Consider the following 20430-nt stretch of genomic DNA (forward strand, 5'->3'; position numbering starts at 1 on the left):
AAGATTAAACGTTTCAATAAACGTTTAATTTCAGCTGCTTAGAATGGTGCTCGAATATTGATAAAAAGTGCTCCCTCGTTCATACTGTTAATGGAGTATTCGAAGCGAATGGTCATATCATGCAAGGTCACCATATCCAAACCCAGTCCATATCCAAACAAATAACGATTGGTCAATCGGAGATTTTCAGGCAGGCGATTTCTATCCTGCACAAAACCATGGTCAAAGTTTCCACTGAGATAAAATTTAAAAGGTAAGGTCGTAAACTGCTCAATTGGCATCAAACCCGTCAGGTCAAAATTCAAATTCAGGAAGTTGTAGCGCAGAGAGTTTTTCTGAACCAAAGTGGTCTGTCCTTCGATCACATTCAATTCATAGCCTCGGATAAAGTAAGGATTGTAGCCAATTCCTCGTACCAAGGTATAGGGCTGTCGGTCTCCCAAAAAAGCATTGAGGGAAGCACCTGTGGCTATATGGAACTTACGGCTGAGTCGATGGTATTTGCTGGCCATCAAAGTAAACTCCATATCCTGTACATCATCCCATCCTGTCAATCCATAACGCATTAAACCTACATTTAGCAATTGCCCTTGTGTAGGGTACGCCACATTGTCCCGATTATCATGACGAAAGGTGTAACCCAATGCCAAGAACCCCAAATCAGGTTTTCCATGGAGGAAGAAGTTAGGGTTTTGGGTAAAGACATCTTCATTGATTCGGGTATTGGTGTATCCAAAGGTGACAAAATGGAAGTTATAGAAACTCCCCCGATACGTGTATCTTAAAAATGCCGAAGTGTTTCTTCTCAGGACATCTTCATTTTCATTGGTAAAGAAAATCTGTCGGTTGTTTTCAGATTTTACAGCCAGATTTTTTTGCGTGAAATACAAAAACTGAAAAGCCAATCCATGTTTTTGGTTTTTATCTATGTAAGGTTTGTCATAGAAAAACTCAAACTCACGGATAAAACCTAATTGTCCTCCAACTCGCAGTTTTTCATTTCGACCACCTACATTGTAATGGGCCAATTTTGCCCCAAAGTTAATTCGTGAAAGATCCCGGTTTTGGTTGGTCCACCATTCTGCCAGGTTACGGTCAGCGATATTTAATTTGATTTGGGGAATGATATACCAACGTTCTGTGACGGCAACCAATAATTCAATTTGTTCGGTGCCTGTCATTAGGGGGGTGATTTCTACCGAATTAAAAAGCATAAGGTTGTAAATCTTCTTTTCATCGGCTATGATTTGTAGCAACAACTCTTCCCAGTCGTATTCAATTCCTGATTGGATGGTCAATTCCCGAAGGATGATGTTCTTGCGGGTTTTTTCATTCCCTATGACAAAAATATTATTGATGGTAACTTTTTGTGGGGCATTTTCAAATATAGCAGGCAAGCTATCCTGATCTTGTGCAAAGGCAATACCACCTATTCCAACGAGTAGAAAAGTGCTCAGTAGCCCAACGCGAATAAATGCCTGTATAATCTTCATGAATTGTATACTCCTTAGGAATTATTCGCTATTTCTACTCATTTTCCAGTAAATTGCAAGTGTGAAAACAATGATTCGAAAAATAGCGATACTTCCCGTATTATTTTATCAATACCTGATATCTCCTTTATTTCCTCCCAGTTGCAGGTACACACCAACCTGTTCCCAATATACGAAAGAGGCCATCCTTAAGCATGGCCCCTTCAAAGGCGGTTGGTTAGGAATCAAACGAATCCTCAGTTGCAATCCTTGGGGAGGTCATGGTCACGACCCTGTCCCTTGATCGATTGGTTTCAAGCCTTTTTTAAGCGCCAATACAATCAGTACCAAACCTCCAATGACTAATGGGATGCTGAGTGTTTGCCCCATATTGAAAGCTAAGCCCTCTTCAAACTCCACTTGATTTTCTTTCAGGAACTCCCATACAAAGCGCATCCCGAAAACAGAAATCAAGAATAAACCTAGGAACAAGCCGTCCGGTAGTCTGGATTTATATTTTTGCCATACGAGGAAGAGCCCGATAAAGATCAGAAGATAAGATAAGGACTCATAAATCTGTGTTGGGTAGCGGGCGACGCCAAAGGTTTTGACAGTGACTAAATAGTGGTCTCCCTTATCCATCAACTCGTAATTCAAGGCTGTTTCAGGGCTTTCGGACAAATATTTCTGAGAGCTTCTATAGCGTGTCAAGACAAATTTCACATCAGTTTCAATCGCCGTTCGCAAATCAGCTTCCTGATAGGCTCCCTTATCGATTTTGATATCGAAGTTAACGGGTACTATCCCATTTCCGGTCAACTCTGAGGCTCGGTCAGTGGGTTTGTAGGCATCCACTGCAGAGACAGGCATACGCATGGATAGCAAGTATTCCTCTGCGTCCCGTGCGAAAACAAAACCGGAGTCATCACCAGTAGCTTTTCCCCCAATTTCTGAATTCATCAGGTTTCCGATACGAATGAGGGCTCCTGTCAGGGCTACAACGATAACGATTCTATCGACCACCCACAGATAGGATTGGCTCGGTACTTTTTTGGAATACATATACAAAGCAATCAGAATGGCAATGGCTGCCCCATGACTAGCCAATCCCCCTTCCCATACCTTAAGGATGTCAATGGGATTGCTGAGGTATTTTTCAGGTTCGTAAAAAAGCACATGACCCAAGCGGGCACCGATGATAGTGGATAAGACCATGTAGATCGTTAATTTGTCCACGAGGGTATCATCCTGACCTTCTTTTCGGTAAATGTAAATCATGATTTGCTGGGAAATTATGAATCCCAAGGCAAACAATAAACTGTACCAACGAAGCCTATCGAAACTGTCAAAAACAGCTGGGTTGGGGCTCCATACGATATAGTTGATAAGCGATTGTATCATAGTTTGGTTGTATTGCTGCGCAAGTTGCGCTGTTATAAGGTGTCTAGTTCTTGTAATTCTTCTTCGTATCCTTTGGAAAGGATAGGGAAACGATACCAGGTTTTGGGGTCTACATTGAACTCATCCAAATGAAAGGATGGAGCCAAGCGTTCCCGTTTCCACTGATTTCGGGACCACAATCTAAAGAACTTTTTAATATAATCTTTCAATTCTTGGTCTGAGTACTCCAATTCTTCTTGTAGGATGAGATATACATCCATAGGTGAGCGTCTATCTCGGATGGCTAAGCGCTCTATTTCCACAATCAGAGCGTAAGGCATCAGATCGGCCTCATCAGTTTGATGGTTTTCAGAAGGGCGTAATTCAGCGGTTGGCTGTAGGCTGTTAACCATTTTCAAGCCTTTGTATTGTAAATGTTTTTCTGCCCATTGCAACCATTGTAGAATAAAATACTTGTCCACGGCAGCGATAGGAGAGATGCTTCCGCTGGTATCTCCATCCATCGTGGCATAGCCTACATCTCCTTCACTTCGGTTGGAAGTGCTGAGCAGCAAAGCATTGTTGATATTGGCCAGCATCCAAATGATTGGAGAGCGGGCACGGGCTTGGATATTTTGCAAAGTCAGGTCGTCCTGTTCCCACGTAAGCTTTCTGCCTATGGCTGTTTCGATTTTGGAAGTATAGGAATGTACTTCCTCCGCAATCTCCCAATTATAAAATACTGCGCCTAAGTCTTCGGCCAATAAACGGGCACTTTCGAAGGTATCCGTGGAAGAGTTTTTGGAAGCTTGGTAAGCTACGGTAAAGATTTTTCCTACAAATTCTTTGACAGGATTGTCACTTGTGGCTTGGAAAGGAATGCCGATTTTTTGAATGAATTTTTCCAAGCCTAACTCTTCCATACCTCTTCTCACCATTTCGGCAACCAAAACGGCAATAGTCGAGGAGTCAGCACCACCACTTAAGCTTAGCACAAAGCCTTTGCTTTTACTTTTTCTCAAGTAGTCAAATAGTGCCAAAGTGGAGGCTTGTACAAATTCCTGATTTTTGTCTACTTGATGGATGATTTCAGGATGGGTGCTGAGATCTTTTTGGTAATCAAAGCTGCAAACTTGAAAATCCTGGAAGGACAATAGTTTGTTGCGGAGTAGGATGCGTCCTTTATCGGCAACCAACATTTCTCCATCAAAGATCATTCTACCTGCTTCATTCCCTAGAAGATTGACGTAGAAGTAGGTGGCATCCATTAATATGGATGAATTTTTCATCAATTCTTCTCGCTGCAAGGTCTTGCCCATGGCAAAGTGACTGGCAGAAGGATTGAAAATGATGTCTACATGTCTGTCTTTCAATCGGAATCCCGGTCTTTCGGCACCTCTCCAGGCATCTTCACAGATTTCGAATCCGTATTTGAGACCATTTTTCTCGAAGATGATATCTCCCAAGGGTACCTGCTTTCCAAAGAAATCCAAGGATACGATTTTATAGGCTTCCCACGGGGTAAACCACCGGAATTCGTAATGCACCCCATCAATGGCCATAAACTGTTTGGCTACCAAACCCTGTAATTCCCCATTTTCAATTACAGCCATACAGTTGTAGACTTTGGATTCGATGCGAACAGGCAGACCTACCGCGACGGTGATGTCATGGCTATAGGGTAGAAGGGTTTGCAGTTGTTGAAGGGCTTTTTTTGGGAACCAATAGCTTAGGTATAGGTCCTCACTCCCATAGGCTGTGATGGCTAATTCGGGTAGGCAAAGTAACTCTACTCCTGAGTTTCGGGCTTCATCAATGGAAGCAATGATATGTTCTAGATTTCCTGTCCAATCAAGCGGTGTTTGATTGACAGTAGCGCAGGCAATTCTCACAGTTGACATGTTGTGTTTCAAAGTTATCAAACACGATAATCAAAGATACTGTTCTAAATTTGAATAGCGAGTTTCTCGCAGGCATTTTTGGAAGCTTCCTGCTCAGCTTTTTTCTTGGTGTTTCCTTTGCCAGAGGCAGTGGATACATTTTCAATCCATATTTCCACCAAAAATTCCTTGAATCGTTGATTGCCCGTCATGGAAACCATTTTGAATTCCACCTCTTTATTTTCTTTTTGAGCCCATTCGATGATTTTGCTTTTGAAGTTGGTGGTGGTGTTGATGATTTCATCCACATCGTAATGTATCACGATCCGTTTGAGGATGAATTTTTTACAGAATTTATACCCACGGTCCAAGTAAATAGCACCGATCAAAGCCTCCAAAGAGTCTCCGAAAATAGATTTATGGGCATTCAGGTTTCGCCCTTCATAAGATTCGGAGATGAGTTTGGCCAAACCAATTTTGATAGCGATTTGGTTCAAGGCCTCCCGATTGACCATGCGGGAGCGGGTTTCTGTCAGGAATCCTTCATCCCGGTAGGGGAATTTGATGAATAAAAATTCTGCAATTACAGCTCCAAGGACTGCATCGCCGAGGTATTCCAGCCGTTCATTGGAGATTTTAAGACCATTGACATACTCATCAGAAACGGAAGCATGCTTGATGGCTAATTTGTAGAGGGCTAAGTTAAAAGGCTTGCTGCCAGCCATGTGTTTGATGGAAGCAGCAAGCCTTTTGTCTTTTTTCGTGTAGAATATTCCTCGTAAGCGGAGTAAGCGGGAAAGTTTCAAGTTACTCTTCTATTTTTTTGAAGATGACAGAGCAATTATGCCCACCAAATCCAAAAGTATTACTCAAGGCAGCTCTCACAGTTCTGTGCTGAGCCTTATTCAAAGTCAAATTCAAGTTACTATCAATATTTTCGTCCGGTGTGGAGTGATTGATAGTAGGTGGTACCAGATCATTTTTGACCGATAAGATAGAGGCTAATGCTTCTACCGCTCCTGCTGCACCGAGCAAGTGGCCTGTCATGGATTTGGTACTGCTGATATTGAGTTTGTACGCATGCTCTCCAAATACCTTTTGGATTGCTTTTACTTCCGCCACATCACCCAGAGGGGTAGAAGTACCGTGCACGTTGACATAATCAATATCTTCTGGCTTCAGGCCTGCATCCTCGATGGCTAAACGCATCACATTGCTGGCACCGTCTCCATCCGGATGCGGAGCTGTAATATGATGGGCATCGGCAGTCATAGCGCCACCGACCATTTCGGCATAGATTTTGGCACCTCTTGCCACTGCATGCTCATACTCTTCTAAGATGATACATGCAGCACCTTCTCCCAATACAAATCCATCTCTTTCTTTATCGAAAGGTCTTGATGCAGTCTCAGGAGAATCATTTCTTTGCGATAGCGCCTTCATGGCATTGAAACCTCCTATGCAGGAAGTAGTCACTACTGCCTCTGAACCGCCTGTGATAAATATATCCGCTTTATTCCAACGGATATAATTGAATGCATCCAAAATGGCGTTAGTAGAAGAAGCACAAGCAGATACCGTTACAAAATTAGGTCCTTTGAAACCATATTTGATGGATATGTGTCCTGCACAGATATCTACAATCATTTTTGGAATGAAAAAAGGATTGTATCGGGGAGTCCCATCGCCTGTGGTGAAGTTGATTACTTCATCCTCCAGCGTCTTGAGTCCTCCGATGCCTGACCCAAGAATAACACCTGCACGATTGAGATCAATCTTTTCGGTATCGATGCCTGAATCTTCTACTGCCTGTTGGGCAGCAGCCACGGCATATTGGGAAAACAAGTCTAATTTTCTTGCCTCTTTCTTATCTAAGTACTGCTCAACGTCAAAATTTTTGACTTCGCACGCAAACTGGGTTTTGAACAGGGAGGCGTCGAATTTAGTAATCGGTCCAGCGCCGCTCACACCATTGGACAGACCGTTCCAGAACTCCTCGACGGTGTTGCCTATGGGTGTCAGTGCACCAAGACCGGTTACTACAACTCTTCTTAAATTCATAAATGAATTTTATAGTGTTTTTTATTTTACGTTAGCTTCTAGGTAGCTGATAGCCTGACCTACAGTTCCGATTTGCTCAGCTTGGTCATCTGGAATAGAGATGTTAAACTCCTTTTCAAATTCCATGATAAGCTCAACAGTATCCAAGGAGTCAGCTCCAAGGTCGTTTGTGAAGCTAGCCTCAGGAGTAACTTCAGATTCTTCTACGCCCAATTTATCTACGATAATGGCTTTTACTTTTTGTGCAATTTCAGACATTTTTTGATCAGTTTAAATTAAAACACTTCGCAAAGAAATATATTTATAACCTTATTGCCAAAAAAATGAGGATATGAAATTATGGAAAATGCCTGAGAGCTCAATCTTTCAGCTTTATTTCTACCTTTGTAGCTAGATAGAGGCGGCTTTTATGAAAAAGAATAAACTTGTTTTTGACTATCAATTTGATTTCGAAATCCTGGGTTTTGTAGCTCCGGTAAAGGATTATAAGCTCGCTTGGGCAATCAACAAGCAGCTTGACCTCCGCCTCAAAAAGGTAGATGATTATTACTTGGAATTATTGAATCAGCCGGATTTGTTTGTACCTCAATTTTTAGAAAAAAAAGAGCACGGTTTTGTGCAACTCTTGAAAAACAAATCGAATACCTTTGGACCTACTTCTGCTTACTTGATTCCTGAATTGAAAATGATGGATTACTTCATGCTCATACAGGACTTTACGGAGGAATTAAATTTAAATACGTATATTGAGCGCCTTTCAAGCGTTGATTTTATCCAGAATGTGGTGAAAATTGACGTAACGAAATTAAAATCAAAAGAGAATCTACTAACCTATTAACTTAAAAATTGCACATGAGTATTGCCTTATTTAACAAGACCAAAATACTAGCCACCGTAGGCCCTGCCTCCAATAATGAAGAAATGTTGAGGACCTTGGTTCGTGCCGGAGCTAATGTCTTTCGATTGAATTTTTCCCACGGTAATCATGAAGGACATGCGGAAGTGATCAAACTTATTCGCAAAATCAATGAAGAGTCTGAATCTAATATCGGTATTCTTCAAGATTTACAAGGTCCCAAAATCCGTGTAGGAGAGATGGAGAATGGCGGAGTCCAAATCAATCCTGGTCAAAAAATCACTATTACCAATGAACCGGTCATCGGAAATGCAGAATTGGTAAGCACCGTATACCAAAACCTACCCAATGACGTCAAAGGTGGAGATCGTATTTTGATCGATGATGGTAATATTGAATTGGCAGTTAACAATACCGATGGTAAAAATGTACGCTGCGTGGTTATCCACGGAGGTGTTTTAAAGTCCAGAAAAGGGATCAACTTACCCAATACCAAAGTATCTGCCCCTTCCTTGACAGAAAAAGATTTGGAAGATTTGGAGTTTGGCTTAGCCAATGATGTAGATTGGATTGCACTTTCTTTTGTGAGGTCCGCTGATGATATCCGTGACCTTCGGGAGCGTATCGTCAAAGCAGGTAAGCATTGCCGAATTGTAGCGAAAATCGAAAAGCCTGAGGCTTTGGAAAATATTGATGAGATCATCAAAGCCACCGATGCCATCATGGTGGCCCGTGGTGACCTGGGAGTAGAAGTTCCTATGGAAAAGGTGCCTTTATGGCAAAAGACCATTGTACAGAAATGTAAACTTGCCAGCAAACCGGTAATTATTGCTACCCAAATGTTGGAAAGTATGATCAATCACCCAAGACCAACCCGCGCAGAGACCAACGATGTGGCTACTGCTGTATTGGATGGTGCGGATGCGGTGATGTTATCAGCGGAGACCGCTTCAGGTCAGTTTCCGGTAGCCGCAGTAAAGGCAATGACCAGTATCATTTCCTACATTGAAAACAATCATGATGTATACCATCATTTGTATAAAATTCCGGAAGATGATCCTAAATTTTTGAGTAAAAACCTCACGTTGATGGCTGCAAGGCTTTCGAGAAACGTCAAGGCTAAAGTATTGGTGGGAATTACTGCATCCGGTATGACAGCTTTCCGCCTATCATCCTTCAGACCTTTGGCAAACTTGATTGTATTTACCAACAACAGGAATCTATTGACCCAATTAAGCTTGGCTTGGGGTGTGCATGCCTACTATTATACGAGCAATGTATCTACCGATGCTACCTTCATGGATATCCAAAATAAGCTGAAAGCTGATAATTACGTGAAGACAGGCGATGTCATTATCAACACCGCGAGTATGCCTTTAAAAGAAAAAGGTTCTACCAATATGCTTAAGATTCATATTGTAGAATAAATAACTATTCACTAACCAACCTCTAGAGGCGCTTGATCCAATCAAGTGCCTCTTTTTTTTCAATTCAGCCGATTTAATGCACAGTTCAGCCTGTAAAATCGACGGTTCAGCCAAATCAATGTATCTACATTGGATTTTCTCAGTTTAAGAATACGAAACTAAACAAATTCAACTATGCAAAATTTATCAAAGTACCTATTGGCATTCGCATTTTTATTTGCGATCGTAGCGTGTAACGACGATGATGACATGAGACCGGAAATGGAAGCTCCAAACTTAGTGGATGCTGCTTCTCAGGCTGGATTATCTACACTTTTGACAGCTGTTCAGGCTATCCCTGGATTAGCTCCTGCTTTATTGGAAGCTCCTGCTATCACTGTTTTCGCTCCGACCAATGATGCATTCGGCGCAGCATTAACTGCATTTAACGCTGCAGACCTTAACGAACTAGTTGATGCTTTAGGTGGAGCTGAAAACTTAGAAGTTGTTTTAGGTTTTCACGTAGTACCAGCGGTTGCTTTTGCTGCTGACCTGAACCCTACCAACACATTTACTACTCTAGCTGGGCAGCAATTGACTGTCAACAGATCTGGTAACGCAGTAACTGTAGTCGATGCAGCTGGTAATACTGCCAACGTTGTAACTGCAGATGTACGTATTAGCAACGGTGTAGTTCACGTAATTGACAGAGTATTACTTCCTGAAATTCAACTTCCTGAAGTACCTGCTCCAAACTTGGTAGATGCTGCAACTAGTGCAGGGTTGACTACTCTTTTGGCAGCTGTAACTGCTGTGGATGGTTTGGCTGATGCTTTGTTGGCAGCTCCTGCTATCACAGTATTTGCTCCAAACAACGATGCTTTCGCTGATGCTTTGGAAGCTTTCAATGCTGCTGATTTGAATCAATTAGTTGCAAGAATTGGAGGTATTGGTAATCTTGAGTCTGTGTTAGGTTTCCATGTGGTGGGAGCTACTGCTTTTGCTGCAGACCTACAGCCGACTAACACCTTTACTACTTTGAACGGACAGTCATTGACTGTCACAAGAAATGGTAACGGAGTAACAGTAACAGATGCTGCTGGAAATACAAGAAACGTAGTAGCTGCTGACGTGGCTATCGAAAATGGTGTAGTACACGTAATCGATGGTGTATTATTACCAGAGCTTGAAATTCCTAACGTAGTAGAAGCGGCTACTGCTGCTGGTTTGACTACCTTGTTGGATGCTGTTAATGCTGCTGACTTGGGTGGTGCTTTGTTAGGCGCTGAGGCAATCACAGTATTTGCTCCAACCAATGAAGCTTTCGCTGATTTATTAGAAGCATTTGAAGTAACTTCTTTGGAAGCTTTGATCGCTGAAATTGGCGCTGAGGCTGTAACTACTGTACTTGGATTCCACGTAGTGCCCGCAACTGCTTTCTCTTTTGACTTAGCAGCAGGTGCACAGCAAGTACCAACTCTTGCCGGTGAAGAATTGACAGTAACAAGATCTAATGGTAATGTTACGGTAACCGACGCTGCGGGTAATACATTCAACGTAGTTGTCGCTGACGTAGCAATTGCTAATGGTGTGGTACACGTAATTGACGGTGTATTGCTACCAACTCTAGACTAATTCCTATCACAATAGGGTAAGGGAGTTCGGAAGGACTCCCTTATTTTTTTCAAAACATTTCCACAAACCCACGGTTAAACTTAATCAACCACCCCCCTAAGTCTCATCAGATGTTTGGTCACTCATACAGGTATTTGTTTGCCACGCTCTTAGGAATTTATTCTTTTCTTAACATCTCTCTTTTAGACGGAGATCGCTTGTATCAAGTAGACCTTCCTCCGCAGTACTTATTTGTAGTTGTTTTTTTTAATGTATTCGGCATTTGGGTTATCAATGAGTGGGTAGAGAAAAAATCTGGGTTTTTTCCCAAAAACATTCATCCTTTAATCACACAATTCCTCAGTAGTTTAGTCTTGGTCGGATTATTGGCGCTAACTTCTGTTTTGATTACAGGCAATATTCTGGGTGGGCCATTCGCTTATTCCTTACAAAACTTCTTTTTGACAGCAGCATTTGTGTACCGAGTAAATTTGTTTCTAAACTCTGTCAATGCTATTTATTTTTTCAATAAAAAATTCAATGAGAAAAAACTCGAGGCAGAGCGCTTGAAAACATTAACGGTCAATGCCAAGCTTGATGCATTGAATGCGCAGATCAATCCACATTTCTTCTTCAATAACCTAAGCATTTTGTCTTCATTGATCTATGAAGACCCTAAATTGGCAGATAAATTTCTACACAAGCTTTCGGATATCTATCGCTATATCCTCAATAAGCGCAACGTGGAATTAGTAAGTTTGGAAGAGGAATTAAACTTTTTGAAAAAATATTTAGAATTATTAGAAATTAGATTTCAGGGTTCCTTAACCTTCCAAAAGGCGATTGATGAAGAGGCCCTTCCCAAAATGCTACCCCCTGCTGTCATGCAATTATTGGTAGAAAATGTGGTAAAACACAATTTTTTTACAGACGTAAAACCCTTAGAAGTTTCCATCATAGCTTCTGAATCGTCCATTAAAATTCATAATAAAAAACAGTTAAAAACTATCGTGGAAGTTTCCACGGGTATAGGACTTGAAAACATTCGAGCAAGATATAAGTTCTTAGGTAGAAAAGTAAGCGTAAGGAGTACAGAAGAGTTTTTTGAAGTTGAACTACCATTAATCGAAGGATATGAAAATAGCGATAGTAGAAGATGAGCCATTTACCAAGAAAAGAATCCAAACGATTATTTCCCAGCATTATCCCCATGCCCAAATCTTCACCACTGGGCAGACATTAGAGGACCTTTCCCTAATTCTTGGAAAACAGCAGGAGCTCGATTTGCTGTTTTGCGATTTACACTTGGCAGATGGATTGAGTTTTGATGTGCTTAAAGTCTTTGACATCAGCATTCCTATCGTCTTTATCACCGCCTATGATCAATACGCACTCCAATCTTTTGATCATAATTGTATTGACTACTTGCTTAAGCCCATAGAGGAAGAACGTCTTGTTCTTGCCTTGGAAAAAGCCAGCAAGTTTATACGAGATACTCAAAAACAGGTAATTGCTCCAGAGGTTTTACATCAAATCTTCCATGGTTACCAAAATAAAGTTTACAAACAACGTTTTTTAGCTAAATATAGCAACAAAATTAAGTTGATATCCGTCAAAGATGTAGCCTATTTTTTTACGGAGAATAGTGTTACGTATTTGGTTTGCTCCGGTGAGTCAAAAAAATACATTGTGGATTACAGCTTACAAGAGTTGGAGGAACAGCTCTTAAATCCTATGGAGTTTTATAGAATCAACCGATCCTCCATTGTAAGTTTGGATTACTTGCAGGAAATGAAGCCTTATCAAAATGGTCGTCTGCAATTATCCTTGAATTCACCTGCATTTACCGATTTAATTGTGTCAAGAGAAAAAGTCAATCAATTTAAGGAGTGGATCAACAAATGAAAAAATTAGTTACACTGTTATGGCTTGTTTTTTTGGGCGTACAAACTGGATTTTCCCAATCTGATCGAGCTGAGGGTAATCAGGAAAACATGCAGCGGACTATCATGCAGTTGCAGCAAGAGGTATATGATGTGCAGTTAAATCTGCATCAGGCACAGCGGCAATTGAAAAATGGGATTTTAGTGGCCACCATCGGCTATTCAGTCACTATTTTGGGAGGTCAATTACTTGGGAACAATCCGGAATTAGGCCGTGGATTATTGTATGCAGGTGGGGCCATTGGCATTGCTGGCACAGTTGTCTTGGTCAAAGGATTCAATAAAATCAGTTTGGGACCGCCAACGAAACCCAAATCTTGGAATTAGCGGTTTTGTGGTCCTTGGGGTGAGACTAATACGGTCTTCTCTTTATCCACCATCACTGCACCCGGCGCTGAACCTTTGACTTTTCTTACAAATTTGGCTGGTGTTACGATGACAGCCGCCAAACTCTCGTTTTTATTTTTGGAATAGTAAGCAGCTAGGGATGCAGCTTGTTCGATTACCTGCGTAGGAAAAACTTTCCCTGACTTGTATTTGATCAGCACATGGGATCCCGAAACATCTTTGGCATGTAGCCATAAATCTTCCTTCCAGGCAAACCTTCGCAAGAGTTCATCATTGGCTTTGGCTGATTTTCCAACCAATACCTCAAATCCTTCCATTTCAAATCGTTTGAAAGGTACAGTATCTTCTTGTGCCTGAGCCGCATGTACCAAATGATGGTCTTTGATAAATTGTCTCAGTCGTTTGAAATCATGAATACCAGCTAATTCCTCTTTTTGTGCTGCTAATGCTTGGATTAAATTTTCTTTGGCCTCCAGATTTTCTTCCAATTGGGAGATTTCAATCTTCCTGTTTTTTGACTTTCTGTACCAGTTTTCAGCTACTTTTTGCGGACTCAGTCCCTGTTTCCAAGCAAATTCCTCTTCCTGATTGGTATAGAAGTTAAAGAGCTTGGCTGAAGTGGCGCCCGTTGGAATCTGATGCAGGTTAGCCATCAGTACATCCGCTTTCTGAGCAGGGGATATTTCTTCGAGCAATTCGTACAATTTCTCCTCAGTTTTTCGGATATAGGCCTGACTTTTCTTCAACTGATCGTCTACATGCTTGACCCATTTAGCCTTTTCTTTTTGAAAAGTTTGCACGACCACGCGGTAGCGAAATAATTCGTTTGCAGCTTCAATGGCCTGATCACTCTGAAAAATAGGGGAGGATTCCGGTAAGAGGGAAAGTTCGTATTCCCCTCCAATTTGGATGATGGAGTATAAGGGACTAGCCAACATATCCTGCAATGCTTGCATGAGCTCCCATTTACGCAAGAGAGGTGCATCAATATACCCTTGATTTTTCAACCATTCCCGAGGGATTTTTCCCAAGGTCGGCAAAAACTGGGAGGCATTTCCATCCAAGGCTTCAAAGCGCTCATAATGGAGATCCAGGCTGACAGGTATCTTTGATTTTTCTATCTCAAAATCTTCTTTCAATTCATTTCGGAATACCTTGCTAGGGTAACTCGACCCTGCGGGATAATACAGAATGTTGCTTCGGGTCCCATGCAGTTTGAAGACGATGCTATCTCCACTTGTCAATACGATCTCAAATGCACGCTCAAAACTGAAAGCAGTCACCGAAAGCACCTCTTGTCCCAGCCATTCGTCGAAGAGATTGATGGTGTTTTTTTTGCTCCGTTTGAAATCCTTTGGAAAACTCAGACAGGAAAAAATAGGGAGTAAATTGGCTCGGATACAGGCTGTTTCTTCTCCTTTGGAAAAAAGAATAACCAATTCGTCCTTGTTTTGGGAAAAGCAGGAACTGATACAAAAGCCTTGAAAGGTTTGATGCAATTCCGGGCATAGAAATCGAAGAAAATGGTAATTGAGCTGCATGTCAGAGCTTGATTGTTAATCCATCATACGCAAGTTTGACATGCGCAGGTAAATGGGGCTCTATTTCATGATGCGAACCCAGTTTATGACTGATATGAGTGAAGTAAGCCTGTTCTGGCTGAATACGGTCTACCCATTCCAAGGCTTCATCCAAGGTGAGGTGGGAGAGGTGATGCGTTTTTTGTAAGGCGTTCAACACCAAAATTTTGCTCCCTTTGATTTTTTCAAACTCCTCGTCTTCTATGTATTTGGCATCGGTGATGTAGGTGAAGTCACCAAAACGGAAACCAAAAACGGGTAATTTATAGTGCAGGACTTGAATAGGAGTAACTAGGGTGCCTTGGATGCTGAATGGCTTATTACTGATTTCATGTACCTGTACAGAGGGTACCCCAGGATATTTGACTTCTTCGAAGATATAGGCAAATTCCCGTTTAATTTGGTTTAATACGCGAGAAGTACCATAAATAGGCATGTCCTTTTTTTGTAAAAAATTGTAGGAACGGATATCATCCAATCCAGCTGTATGGTCTTTATGTTCGTGAGTAAAAAGGACCGCATCCAGTTTTTTTACTTTCGCCTGTAGCATTTGCTGACGAAAATCCGGTCCCGTATCTATGACCAAGCACTGATCGTCGATTTCCACCAAAATGGAACTCCTCAGACGTTTATCTCTGAAATCCAAGGAACTACATACCGGGCAATCGCATCCTATCACGGGTACGCCTTGAGAGGTTCCTGTTCCTAGAAATGTAATTTTCAAAGTTTAAGCGCTGTTTGTTGTAACTCGGTAAGCAGATCTTGGATTTTTTTGTCTCCAAAATCCTGAGGATTAAAGTTCAATTCTTTGATGATTTCCAACAAGGTGTTGATCTTCCCATCGAGTGGGTAATACTTATTGACTACTACGATCTTATTGTCTTTGAGGATGCAGTATCCCGATTTGAAATTGCCTTTTTCGTAACGCAAAATATATTCAGAGGCCGCAAAAATATTCTCTAATTTGTCCAGAAAATTTTTTGTGTACTTGATTTGCATGTATTAAGATAAGTGTTTTTTGACCGTAGCGAGCAGGTGATCGTAGTCCAATGGTTTTTGGACATAATCGTTCATGCCAGCTTTTTTGAAATCGTCTAAGGTGTAATTCTTATAATTCCCTGTTATAGCAACTATCGGTATGCCTGCTTTGTTTGCATTTGAAAGGGCACGTACGGCACGGGTACACTCGATTCCATCCATAAGAGGCATATTAATATCCATCAAAATAAGATCGAAATCTTCTTCCGCAAGCTTCTCTAATACTTGCTTTCCGTTTTTCACAGCAGTTATATGATAGTTTTCAAACAATAGTACATTCTTAGTCAAATTGATAATAACAGAACTATCTTCCGCAACTAAAATTCTTTTGGTACTTGTCATGAGCTTAAAATTGTATGAGACTTCAAATGATTTTCAAAAGAGTTCACTAACTCTTTCAAAGTTAAATATTCTTTTTCAATGTTATCAAAATTTTGGCTTTTAATATTCAGTTCGAATGCTTCGGAAAACTTAAATAAAGCCGTGGCACCCAAGGTACCGGAATTTCCTTTAATCGTATGTAACTTTTGTCCAACTTCGTAAAATTGTTTGGCTTGTATCAACGCTTTAATTTCTTCCAATAGCATATGTGTTTCTTTGAGAAAGTCAGCGTATACCGTCCTGATATTGATATTCGAGTTGTATTTTAGTAATTTTTGTAAGGTATCCTCAGATAGTACTGGAAATTCAGGCTTTGCAATGCCTGCTCCTTGATCCAAAAACTTGCTGAGCAAACGCAGTAAAATCTGTGGTTTGACTGGCTTGGGCAGAAAATCATCAAATCCGGAGGAGATAAATAAGGCTTTGTCCGATTCATCCGCATATGCAGAAATAGCAATGATTGGAGCATCGCTCAGGCGTTCTGATTTAATGATTCTACAGGCCGTAACCCCATCCATGACGGGCATTTGAATGTCCAAAAGAATTAGATCAAACGCTTGTTCATTCAATTTTTCAATGGCTTGATACCCGTTTTCTGCCACATCCAAATGGTAGCGCTGACGGATGATGTTTTCAAACACCCTCCTGTTTAAAGGATTGTCCTCAGCGATCAAAACCTTTTTATCAATCATCTAATTAATTTGATATTTTTGCCTCAAGATAGTTAAAATCTAGATTCCCGCAATCTATTATTCTTAAACTTCCATTCATTGTATAAATATCCACATACCCTGATTGTCCTCGCCGGTCCCACAGCAGTAGGGAAAACAGACCTGGCCATTCACCTGGCCTTGGAGTTACAGACGGAGATTATTTCAGCAGATAGTCGTCAGTTTTACAAGGAAACCAATGTGGGGACAGCCAAGCCATCTCCGGAAGAATTGGCGCGGGTACCTCATCATTTCGTCAATTCCCATTCCATCGAAGAGGAGTATGATGTCAAGCAATACGAGCAGGATGTGTTGCTGTTACTGGAGCAGCTTTTTCAAACATATTCAGTGGTCATCCTCACGGGAGGCTCGGGCCTTTACATTGATGCCGTGTGCAAGGGTTTTGACGAGATGCCGGATATCCCCACAGAAGTGCGTCAAAATATCATTGCATCCTATCAAACGCAGGGCTTGCAATGGCTGCAAGAAGCTGTCTCGCAAGCAGATCCGGCCTATTTTGCTATTGTCGATCAACAAAATCCCCAACGCTTGATGCGTGCACTGGAAGTTTGCAGAGGTACGGGTAAACCCTACTCCAGCTTTCGGCAGCAGAAGTCCGTGGAAAGACCTTTCCGTATACTCAAAATCGCCTTGGAACGTGATCGGGAGGAATTATATGCCCGCATAGATCAGCGCATGGATGCGATGTTGCAAGCGGGATTGCTGGAAGAAGCCGAGGCATTGTATCCCCAAAAACAGCTCAATGCCCTGCAAACTGTCGGTTACTCAGAGATTTTTGGCTACTTGGATGGACAATATGACTGGGAGGAAGCCGTGCGTCTACTCAAAAGAAATTCCCGTCGGTATGCCAAGCGACAACTCACTTGGTTTCGACGGGATCAATCATATCACTGGTTTCACCCGGCTCAAGCTGGGGAGATCAAGGCTTGGATTGGGAATCAATTGAAGGGTTGATGCCCCATCAATTTACCCACAAAACTATAGGGTTTCTCTGCCAAAAGCTGGTTATATCCGGCTTTGGCCAATTTGAGGTTTTTCATAGCGGGAAGTAATTCTTTTTCCACTACTTCTGGATTGGCTTTTAAGAAAGCCTCTTTTTTATCCTGAAAACCCTGAATCGCTTGTTCCACGGCTTGTGTGTTTCCTGCGGCTTGGATTTGTATGCTTTGGTCAAGTCCATGCATGATGGAAAGGGCCTGCTCCGACAATTGGATCAAGCGTTTCTTTTTGTTGTTAAAGGTGCTGCTGACCACCATCATAAACAGCATGATAAAGCCTCCAAATGTGAGGAATAAAGGAAGGTATCCCATATCTATATACTTAGAATTTCAATTAGACGTAAGTGATCTTCGTTGAGTGGCTTGGTTTTTCCTATGCAATCTGCAAATGGGGTATAGACCACTTCACCGTTCATAACCCCGGCCATGCAGTTTTTTTCTCCTTTTAGTAGGCCATCTACCGCAGCCATGCCACAGCGGGATGCCAAAACACGGTCTCTCGCAGTAGGATTACCCCCACGTTGGATATGTCCTAGGGTAGTAACCTTGAAATCTTTATCTGCATCTTTCAGTTTCTCTTCTACTTTGTGCATGATCTCTTCTCCTCCTCCTTCTTCGTCTCCTTCAGCGACCACGATGATGCTGGAAGATTTACTTTTTCTCAGGTTTTTGAGCGATTTCACCACTTTTGCTAAATCGGTTTTGGTTTCTGGAACCATCACAAATTCAGCTCCACCACCAATACCCGATTCCACAGCTATATAACCCGAATCTCTGCCCATCACCTCGACAAAGAAGATCCTGTCGTGGGCGGCAGCTGTATCCCGTATTTTATCGATGGCTTCCAGGGCTGTATTGACTGCTGTATCGAAGCCAATCGTATAGTCTGTCCCGTAGATATCGTTGTCGATGGTCCCGGGACAGCCTATGGTAGGTATACCAAATTCCTCGAAGAAAGTTTTGGCACCCGTGAAAGTTCCGTCTCCTCCGATGGCTACTATGCCTTCAATTCCAAGTTCTGTGAGTTTGTCAAATGCCTTTTTTCTTCCTTCCGGAGTACGGAATTCATCACTTCGGGCGGATTTGAGAATAGTACCTCCACGTTGGATGATATTGCTGACGGAGTGAGAGTGCATGCGTTTGATATTGCCATTGATCATGCCATCGTAGCCATAGGAAATGCCATAAATCTCCACACCGTGAAAAATTGCTGTGCGGACGACGGCACGAATGCAGGCATTCATACCTGGGGCGTCACCACCAGAGGTAAAAACTGCTATTTTCTTCATTGTTTAATAGGTTAGTCTCTGCAAAAATACTGATAAATGGGTGGATTTGTTTGTTAAATTTAAAAATGAGGTCTGAAAAAAAGGAAGCTGCCTTCAAACGAAAAATCCTTGTTGAAAATGCAGCTTCCTGAATGGGGGATTAAGTGGTGACTTTTTCTCCAAACAGCACAAATTCTTCCACTACGATTTCTGTGAGGTATTTTTTGACTCCGTCTTTGTCCTCATAGGAGCGGTTGGCAATTTTCCCTTCGATGGCCACCTCGGAGCCCTTGTCCAAGATTTTAGCCATTTTTTCGGCAGATTTTTCCCAGGCGACGATATTGTGCCAGGTAGTTTCTTCTACTCGTTCCCCCGATTTGGTGTAATAGTACTCATTGGTGGCGAGGCTAAAAGAAACTTTTTTCTTCCCCGATTCAAATTCTTTCAGTTCAGGCTTGGTACCCAATCTCCCGATCAGCTGTACCTTGTTGCGGATACTACTCATAGTTTTGTTGGTTAAATAGTTGATAGAAAATAACTAGCAGGAATTTCTGTATAAAAATCCATTCTATCCGTGTATGAAACGTTTATAGTCGATTATAAACGTTTAAGTGTTGAGAGGGGGGGGTGTGGACCAACTGCCTTGTACCATGTACCAAGTACTAAGTACCAAGTACCAAGTATGAAGAAGCGAGCTTGCCTACCGAGAGGTAGGATGCGAGAAGCGAGAAACGAGAAGCGAGAAGCGAGGAACGAGACTTGCTCGCTGCAAGTAGGAAACGAGAATCAAGACATAAGACATAAGACACAAGACACAAGACATAAGACATAAGACATAAGACACAAGACATAAGATTCCAGACTCTGAAACAGTCAAACTTTTCAATAGCCTCGGGTTTCAACCCGGGGTAAATAAATAATTGTTTTTCGATGCTTTGGACCCTGAAGGGGTCGAACTCTTCCCGGATCTCTCTCGCAGAATACACAGAAACCGCAGAAAAATTTCTAACCGAAAATTAACTTTGTTATCTGAATTCCCATTCCACATTGTACATTCTAAATTCCTCATTTTCAAAGTCCACAGATTTCCACAGATGTTTTTCAGGCGGAAATTGTAGGTTTCCACCAACATCCAGTCTAACGTCTTATGTCTTACGCCTGCTTGCAGAAGGCAAGTCTAATGTCTAAAAAGGTCCACGAATTACACGAATTACACGAAAAAGGTATTGGTCGGATTGTTCAAGCATCTAACCTCTCATTGGTTAGCTTGATTTTACAATTTATTCGCAAAGCTCAGCGAATTGCACGAATGGGTCTCTCGCAGAAACCACATAAACCGCAGAAAAATTTCTAACCGAAAATTAACTTTGTTATCTGAATTCCCATTCCACATTGTACATTCTAAATTCCTCATTTTCAAAGTCCACAGATTGCACTGATTTCCACAGATGTTTTTCCTGGCGGAAATTGGAGG

22 protein-coding genes are annotated in these 20430 nt (G+C 41.7%); 8 read left to right on the top strand and 14 right to left on the bottom strand.

Translation table 11 applies throughout. From position 1 onward, the window contains the following. Positions 1–38: 38 nt before the first annotated feature. Positions 39–1493, bottom strand: a complete 1455-nt coding sequence (locus ACXIUD_RS07620; protein ID WP_458052028.1) for a BamA/TamA family outer membrane protein — start codon at positions 1491–1493, stop codon at positions 39–41. A 70-nt stretch (positions 1494–1563) separates the two neighbouring features. On the opposite strand from ACXIUD_RS07620, the gene yidD reads away from it, so the two are divergent. Then, positions 1564–1776: a membrane protein insertion efficiency factor YidD gene (yidD, locus tag ACXIUD_RS07625; protein ID WP_458052029.1), complete on the top strand. Its 213-nt coding sequence runs from the start codon at positions 1564–1566 to the stop codon at positions 1774–1776. On the opposite strand, the gene ACXIUD_RS07630 is transcribed toward yidD, so the two are convergent. The 5 genes from ACXIUD_RS07630 to ACXIUD_RS07650 are packed head-to-tail and all read right to left on the bottom strand — an operon-like array spanning position 1758 to position 7051. Then, entirely contained in the window at positions 1758–2873 is a 1116-nt protein-coding gene (locus tag ACXIUD_RS07630; RefSeq protein ID WP_458052030.1) for a prolipoprotein diacylglyceryl transferase, read from the bottom strand. The two genes, yidD and ACXIUD_RS07630, sit on opposite strands and share 19 nt — an antisense overlap. A 32-nt stretch (positions 2874–2905) precedes the next feature. After that, positions 2906–4753, bottom strand: coding sequence for an NAD(+) synthase (gene nadE, locus ACXIUD_RS07635; RefSeq protein ID WP_458052031.1), 1848 nt, complete (start codon positions 4751–4753; stop codon positions 2906–2908). A gap of 44 nt (positions 4754–4797) precedes the next feature. Further along, on the bottom strand, positions 4798–5538 hold the full coding sequence (gene rnc / locus ACXIUD_RS07640; RefSeq protein WP_458052032.1) for a ribonuclease III: 741 nt from the start codon (positions 5536–5538) through the stop codon (positions 4798–4800). A 1-nt stretch (position 5539) separates the two neighbouring features. Continuing rightward, positions 5540–6793, bottom strand: a complete 1254-nt coding sequence (fabF, locus tag ACXIUD_RS07645) for a beta-ketoacyl-ACP synthase II (protein WP_458052033.1) — start codon at positions 6791–6793, stop codon at positions 5540–5542. A gap of 21 nt (positions 6794–6814) precedes the next feature. Next, a complete protein-coding gene (locus tag ACXIUD_RS07650; protein ID WP_008629501.1) occupies positions 6815–7051 on the bottom strand; it encodes an acyl carrier protein in 237 nt (78 codons plus the stop codon). Between the two features lie 151 nt (positions 7052–7202). Between ACXIUD_RS07650 and ACXIUD_RS07655 the strand changes: the two genes are divergently transcribed. From ACXIUD_RS07655 to ACXIUD_RS07680, 6 genes are all read left to right on the top strand, one after another. Continuing rightward, positions 7203–7631: an IPExxxVDY family protein gene (locus ACXIUD_RS07655; protein ID WP_458052034.1), complete on the top strand. Its 429-nt coding sequence runs from the start codon at positions 7203–7205 to the stop codon at positions 7629–7631. Positions 7632–7645: 14 nt separating this feature from the next. Next, a complete protein-coding gene (pyk, locus tag ACXIUD_RS07660; RefSeq protein WP_458052035.1) occupies positions 7646–9076 on the top strand; it encodes a pyruvate kinase in 1431 nt (476 codons plus the stop codon). Between the two features lie 174 nt (positions 9077–9250). Next, positions 9251–10690, top strand: coding sequence for a fasciclin domain-containing protein (locus ACXIUD_RS07665; RefSeq protein WP_458052036.1), 1440 nt, complete (start codon positions 9251–9253; stop codon positions 10688–10690). 110 nt (positions 10691–10800) lie between these two features. After that, the gene (locus tag ACXIUD_RS07670; protein ID WP_458052037.1) at positions 10801–11829 is read left to right on the top strand and encodes a sensor histidine kinase; all 1029 of its coding nucleotides are present in this window, start codon (positions 10801–10803) and stop codon (positions 11827–11829) included. Further along, the gene (locus ACXIUD_RS07675) at positions 11804–12574 is read left to right on the top strand and encodes a LytR/AlgR family response regulator transcription factor (protein ID WP_458052038.1); all 771 of its coding nucleotides are present in this window, start codon (positions 11804–11806) and stop codon (positions 12572–12574) included. The genes ACXIUD_RS07670 and ACXIUD_RS07675 overlap by 26 nt, the downstream gene beginning before the upstream one ends. Further along, entirely contained in the window at positions 12571–12939 is a 369-nt protein-coding gene (locus tag ACXIUD_RS07680; protein ID WP_458052039.1) for a hypothetical protein, read from the top strand. The genes ACXIUD_RS07675 and ACXIUD_RS07680 overlap by 4 nt, the downstream gene beginning before the upstream one ends. Here ACXIUD_RS07680 and ACXIUD_RS07685 read toward each other — a convergent pair. Genes ACXIUD_RS07685 through ACXIUD_RS07705 form a run of 5 tightly spaced genes read right to left on the bottom strand, consistent with a single transcriptional unit; the run spans position 12936 to position 16651 of the window. Then, complete coding sequence (locus ACXIUD_RS07685; RefSeq protein ID WP_458052040.1) at positions 12936–14501, bottom strand: NFACT RNA binding domain-containing protein; 1566 nt, start codon at positions 14499–14501, stop codon at positions 12936–12938. The genes ACXIUD_RS07680 and ACXIUD_RS07685 overlap by 4 nt on opposite strands. A 1-nt stretch (position 14502) precedes the next feature. Beyond that, the gene (locus ACXIUD_RS07690; protein ID WP_458052041.1) at positions 14503–15264 is read right to left on the bottom strand and encodes an MBL fold metallo-hydrolase; all 762 of its coding nucleotides are present in this window, start codon (positions 15262–15264) and stop codon (positions 14503–14505) included. Continuing rightward, positions 15261–15539 (bottom strand): hypothetical protein, encoded by a 279-nt coding sequence (locus ACXIUD_RS07695; protein ID WP_458052042.1) that lies wholly within the window; start codon positions 15537–15539, stop codon positions 15261–15263. Before ACXIUD_RS07695 ends, ACXIUD_RS07690 begins: the two co-directional genes overlap by 4 nt. Positions 15540–15542: 3 nt before the next feature. Continuing rightward, positions 15543–15920, bottom strand: coding sequence for a response regulator (locus tag ACXIUD_RS07700; protein ID WP_458052043.1), 378 nt, complete (start codon positions 15918–15920; stop codon positions 15543–15545). After that, the gene (locus tag ACXIUD_RS07705) at positions 15917–16651 is read right to left on the bottom strand and encodes an Hpt domain-containing response regulator (RefSeq protein WP_458052044.1); all 735 of its coding nucleotides are present in this window, start codon (positions 16649–16651) and stop codon (positions 15917–15919) included. Before ACXIUD_RS07705 ends, ACXIUD_RS07700 begins: the two co-directional genes overlap by 4 nt. A gap of 78 nt (positions 16652–16729) precedes the next feature. Between ACXIUD_RS07705 and miaA the strand changes: the two genes are divergently transcribed. Beyond that, positions 16730–17644 carry a tRNA (adenosine(37)-N6)-dimethylallyltransferase MiaA gene (gene miaA / locus ACXIUD_RS07710; RefSeq protein WP_458052045.1) on the top strand — a complete coding sequence of 305 codons (915 nt, stop codon included), beginning with the start codon at positions 16730–16732 and terminating at the stop codon, positions 17642–17644. On the opposite strand, the gene ACXIUD_RS07715 is transcribed toward miaA, so the two are convergent. The 3 genes from ACXIUD_RS07715 to ACXIUD_RS07725 form a co-directional block, all read right to left on the bottom strand. Further along, positions 17629–18000 carry a hypothetical protein gene (locus ACXIUD_RS07715; protein ID WP_458052046.1) on the bottom strand — a complete coding sequence of 124 codons (372 nt, stop codon included), beginning with the start codon at positions 17998–18000 and terminating at the stop codon, positions 17629–17631. The two genes, miaA and ACXIUD_RS07715, sit on opposite strands and share 16 nt — an antisense overlap. A gap of 2 nt (positions 18001–18002) precedes the next feature. Beyond that, positions 18003–18977 (bottom strand): 6-phosphofructokinase, encoded by a 975-nt coding sequence (gene pfkA, locus ACXIUD_RS07720; RefSeq protein ID WP_458052047.1) that lies wholly within the window; start codon positions 18975–18977, stop codon positions 18003–18005. A 139-nt stretch (positions 18978–19116) separates the two neighbouring features. After that, positions 19117–19461: a single-stranded DNA-binding protein gene (locus ACXIUD_RS07725; protein WP_458052048.1), complete on the bottom strand. Its 345-nt coding sequence runs from the start codon at positions 19459–19461 to the stop codon at positions 19117–19119. Between the last annotated feature and the right edge of the window lie 969 nt (positions 19462–20430).

The sequence above is a fragment of the Mongoliitalea sp. genome (genome assembly GCF_054166905.1).

Bases quoted from the DNA above. Each gene is read 5' to 3' on its own strand.
- pfkA (WP_458052047.1), bottom strand. From the start codon at position 18,977: ATGAAGAAAATAGCAGTTTTTACCTCTGGTGGTGACGCCCCAGGTATG.
- fabF (WP_458052033.1), bottom strand. From the start codon at position 6,793: ATGAATTTAAGAAGAGTTGTAGTAACCGGTCTTGGTGCACTGACACCC.
- ACXIUD_RS07685 (WP_458052040.1), bottom strand. From the start codon at position 14,501: ATGCAGCTCAATTACCATTTTCTTCGATTTCTATGCCCGGAATTGCAT.
- yidD (WP_458052029.1), top strand. From the start codon at position 1,564: ATGATTCGAAAAATAGCGATACTTCCCGTATTATTTTATCAATACCTG.
- ACXIUD_RS07700 (WP_458052043.1), bottom strand. From the start codon at position 15,920: ATGACAAGTACCAAAAGAATTTTAGTTGCGGAAGATAGTTCTGTTATT.
- ACXIUD_RS07725 (WP_458052048.1), bottom strand. From the start codon at position 19,461: ATGAGTAGTATCCGCAACAAGGTACAGCTGATCGGGAGATTGGGTACC.
- ACXIUD_RS07670 (WP_458052037.1), top strand. From the start codon at position 10,801: ATGTTTGGTCACTCATACAGGTATTTGTTTGCCACGCTCTTAGGAATT.
- ACXIUD_RS07675 (WP_458052038.1), top strand. From the start codon at position 11,804: ATGAAAATAGCGATAGTAGAAGATGAGCCATTTACCAAGAAAAGAATC.
- ACXIUD_RS07630 (WP_458052030.1), bottom strand. From the start codon at position 2,873: ATGATACAATCGCTTATCAACTATATCGTATGGAGCCCCAACCCAGCT.
- ACXIUD_RS07715 (WP_458052046.1), bottom strand. From the start codon at position 18,000: ATGGGATACCTTCCTTTATTCCTCACATTTGGAGGCTTTATCATGCTG.
- ACXIUD_RS07705 (WP_458052044.1), bottom strand. From the start codon at position 16,651: ATGATTGATAAAAAGGTTTTGATCGCTGAGGACAATCCTTTAAACAGG.
- pyk (WP_458052035.1), top strand. From the start codon at position 7,646: ATGAGTATTGCCTTATTTAACAAGACCAAAATACTAGCCACCGTAGGC.
- ACXIUD_RS07695 (WP_458052042.1), bottom strand. From the start codon at position 15,539: ATGCAAATCAAGTACACAAAAAATTTTCTGGACAAATTAGAGAATATT.
- ACXIUD_RS07655 (WP_458052034.1), top strand. From the start codon at position 7,203: ATGAAAAAGAATAAACTTGTTTTTGACTATCAATTTGATTTCGAAATC.
- ACXIUD_RS07620 (WP_458052028.1), bottom strand. From the start codon at position 1,493: ATGAAGATTATACAGGCATTTATTCGCGTTGGGCTACTGAGCACTTTT.
- ACXIUD_RS07665 (WP_458052036.1), top strand. From the start codon at position 9,251: ATGCAAAATTTATCAAAGTACCTATTGGCATTCGCATTTTTATTTGCG.
- nadE (WP_458052031.1), bottom strand. From the start codon at position 4,753: ATGTCAACTGTGAGAATTGCCTGCGCTACTGTCAATCAAACACCGCTT.
- ACXIUD_RS07680 (WP_458052039.1), top strand. From the start codon at position 12,571: ATGAAAAAATTAGTTACACTGTTATGGCTTGTTTTTTTGGGCGTACAA.
- ACXIUD_RS07650 (WP_008629501.1), bottom strand. From the start codon at position 7,051: ATGTCTGAAATTGCACAAAAAGTAAAAGCCATTATCGTAGATAAATTG.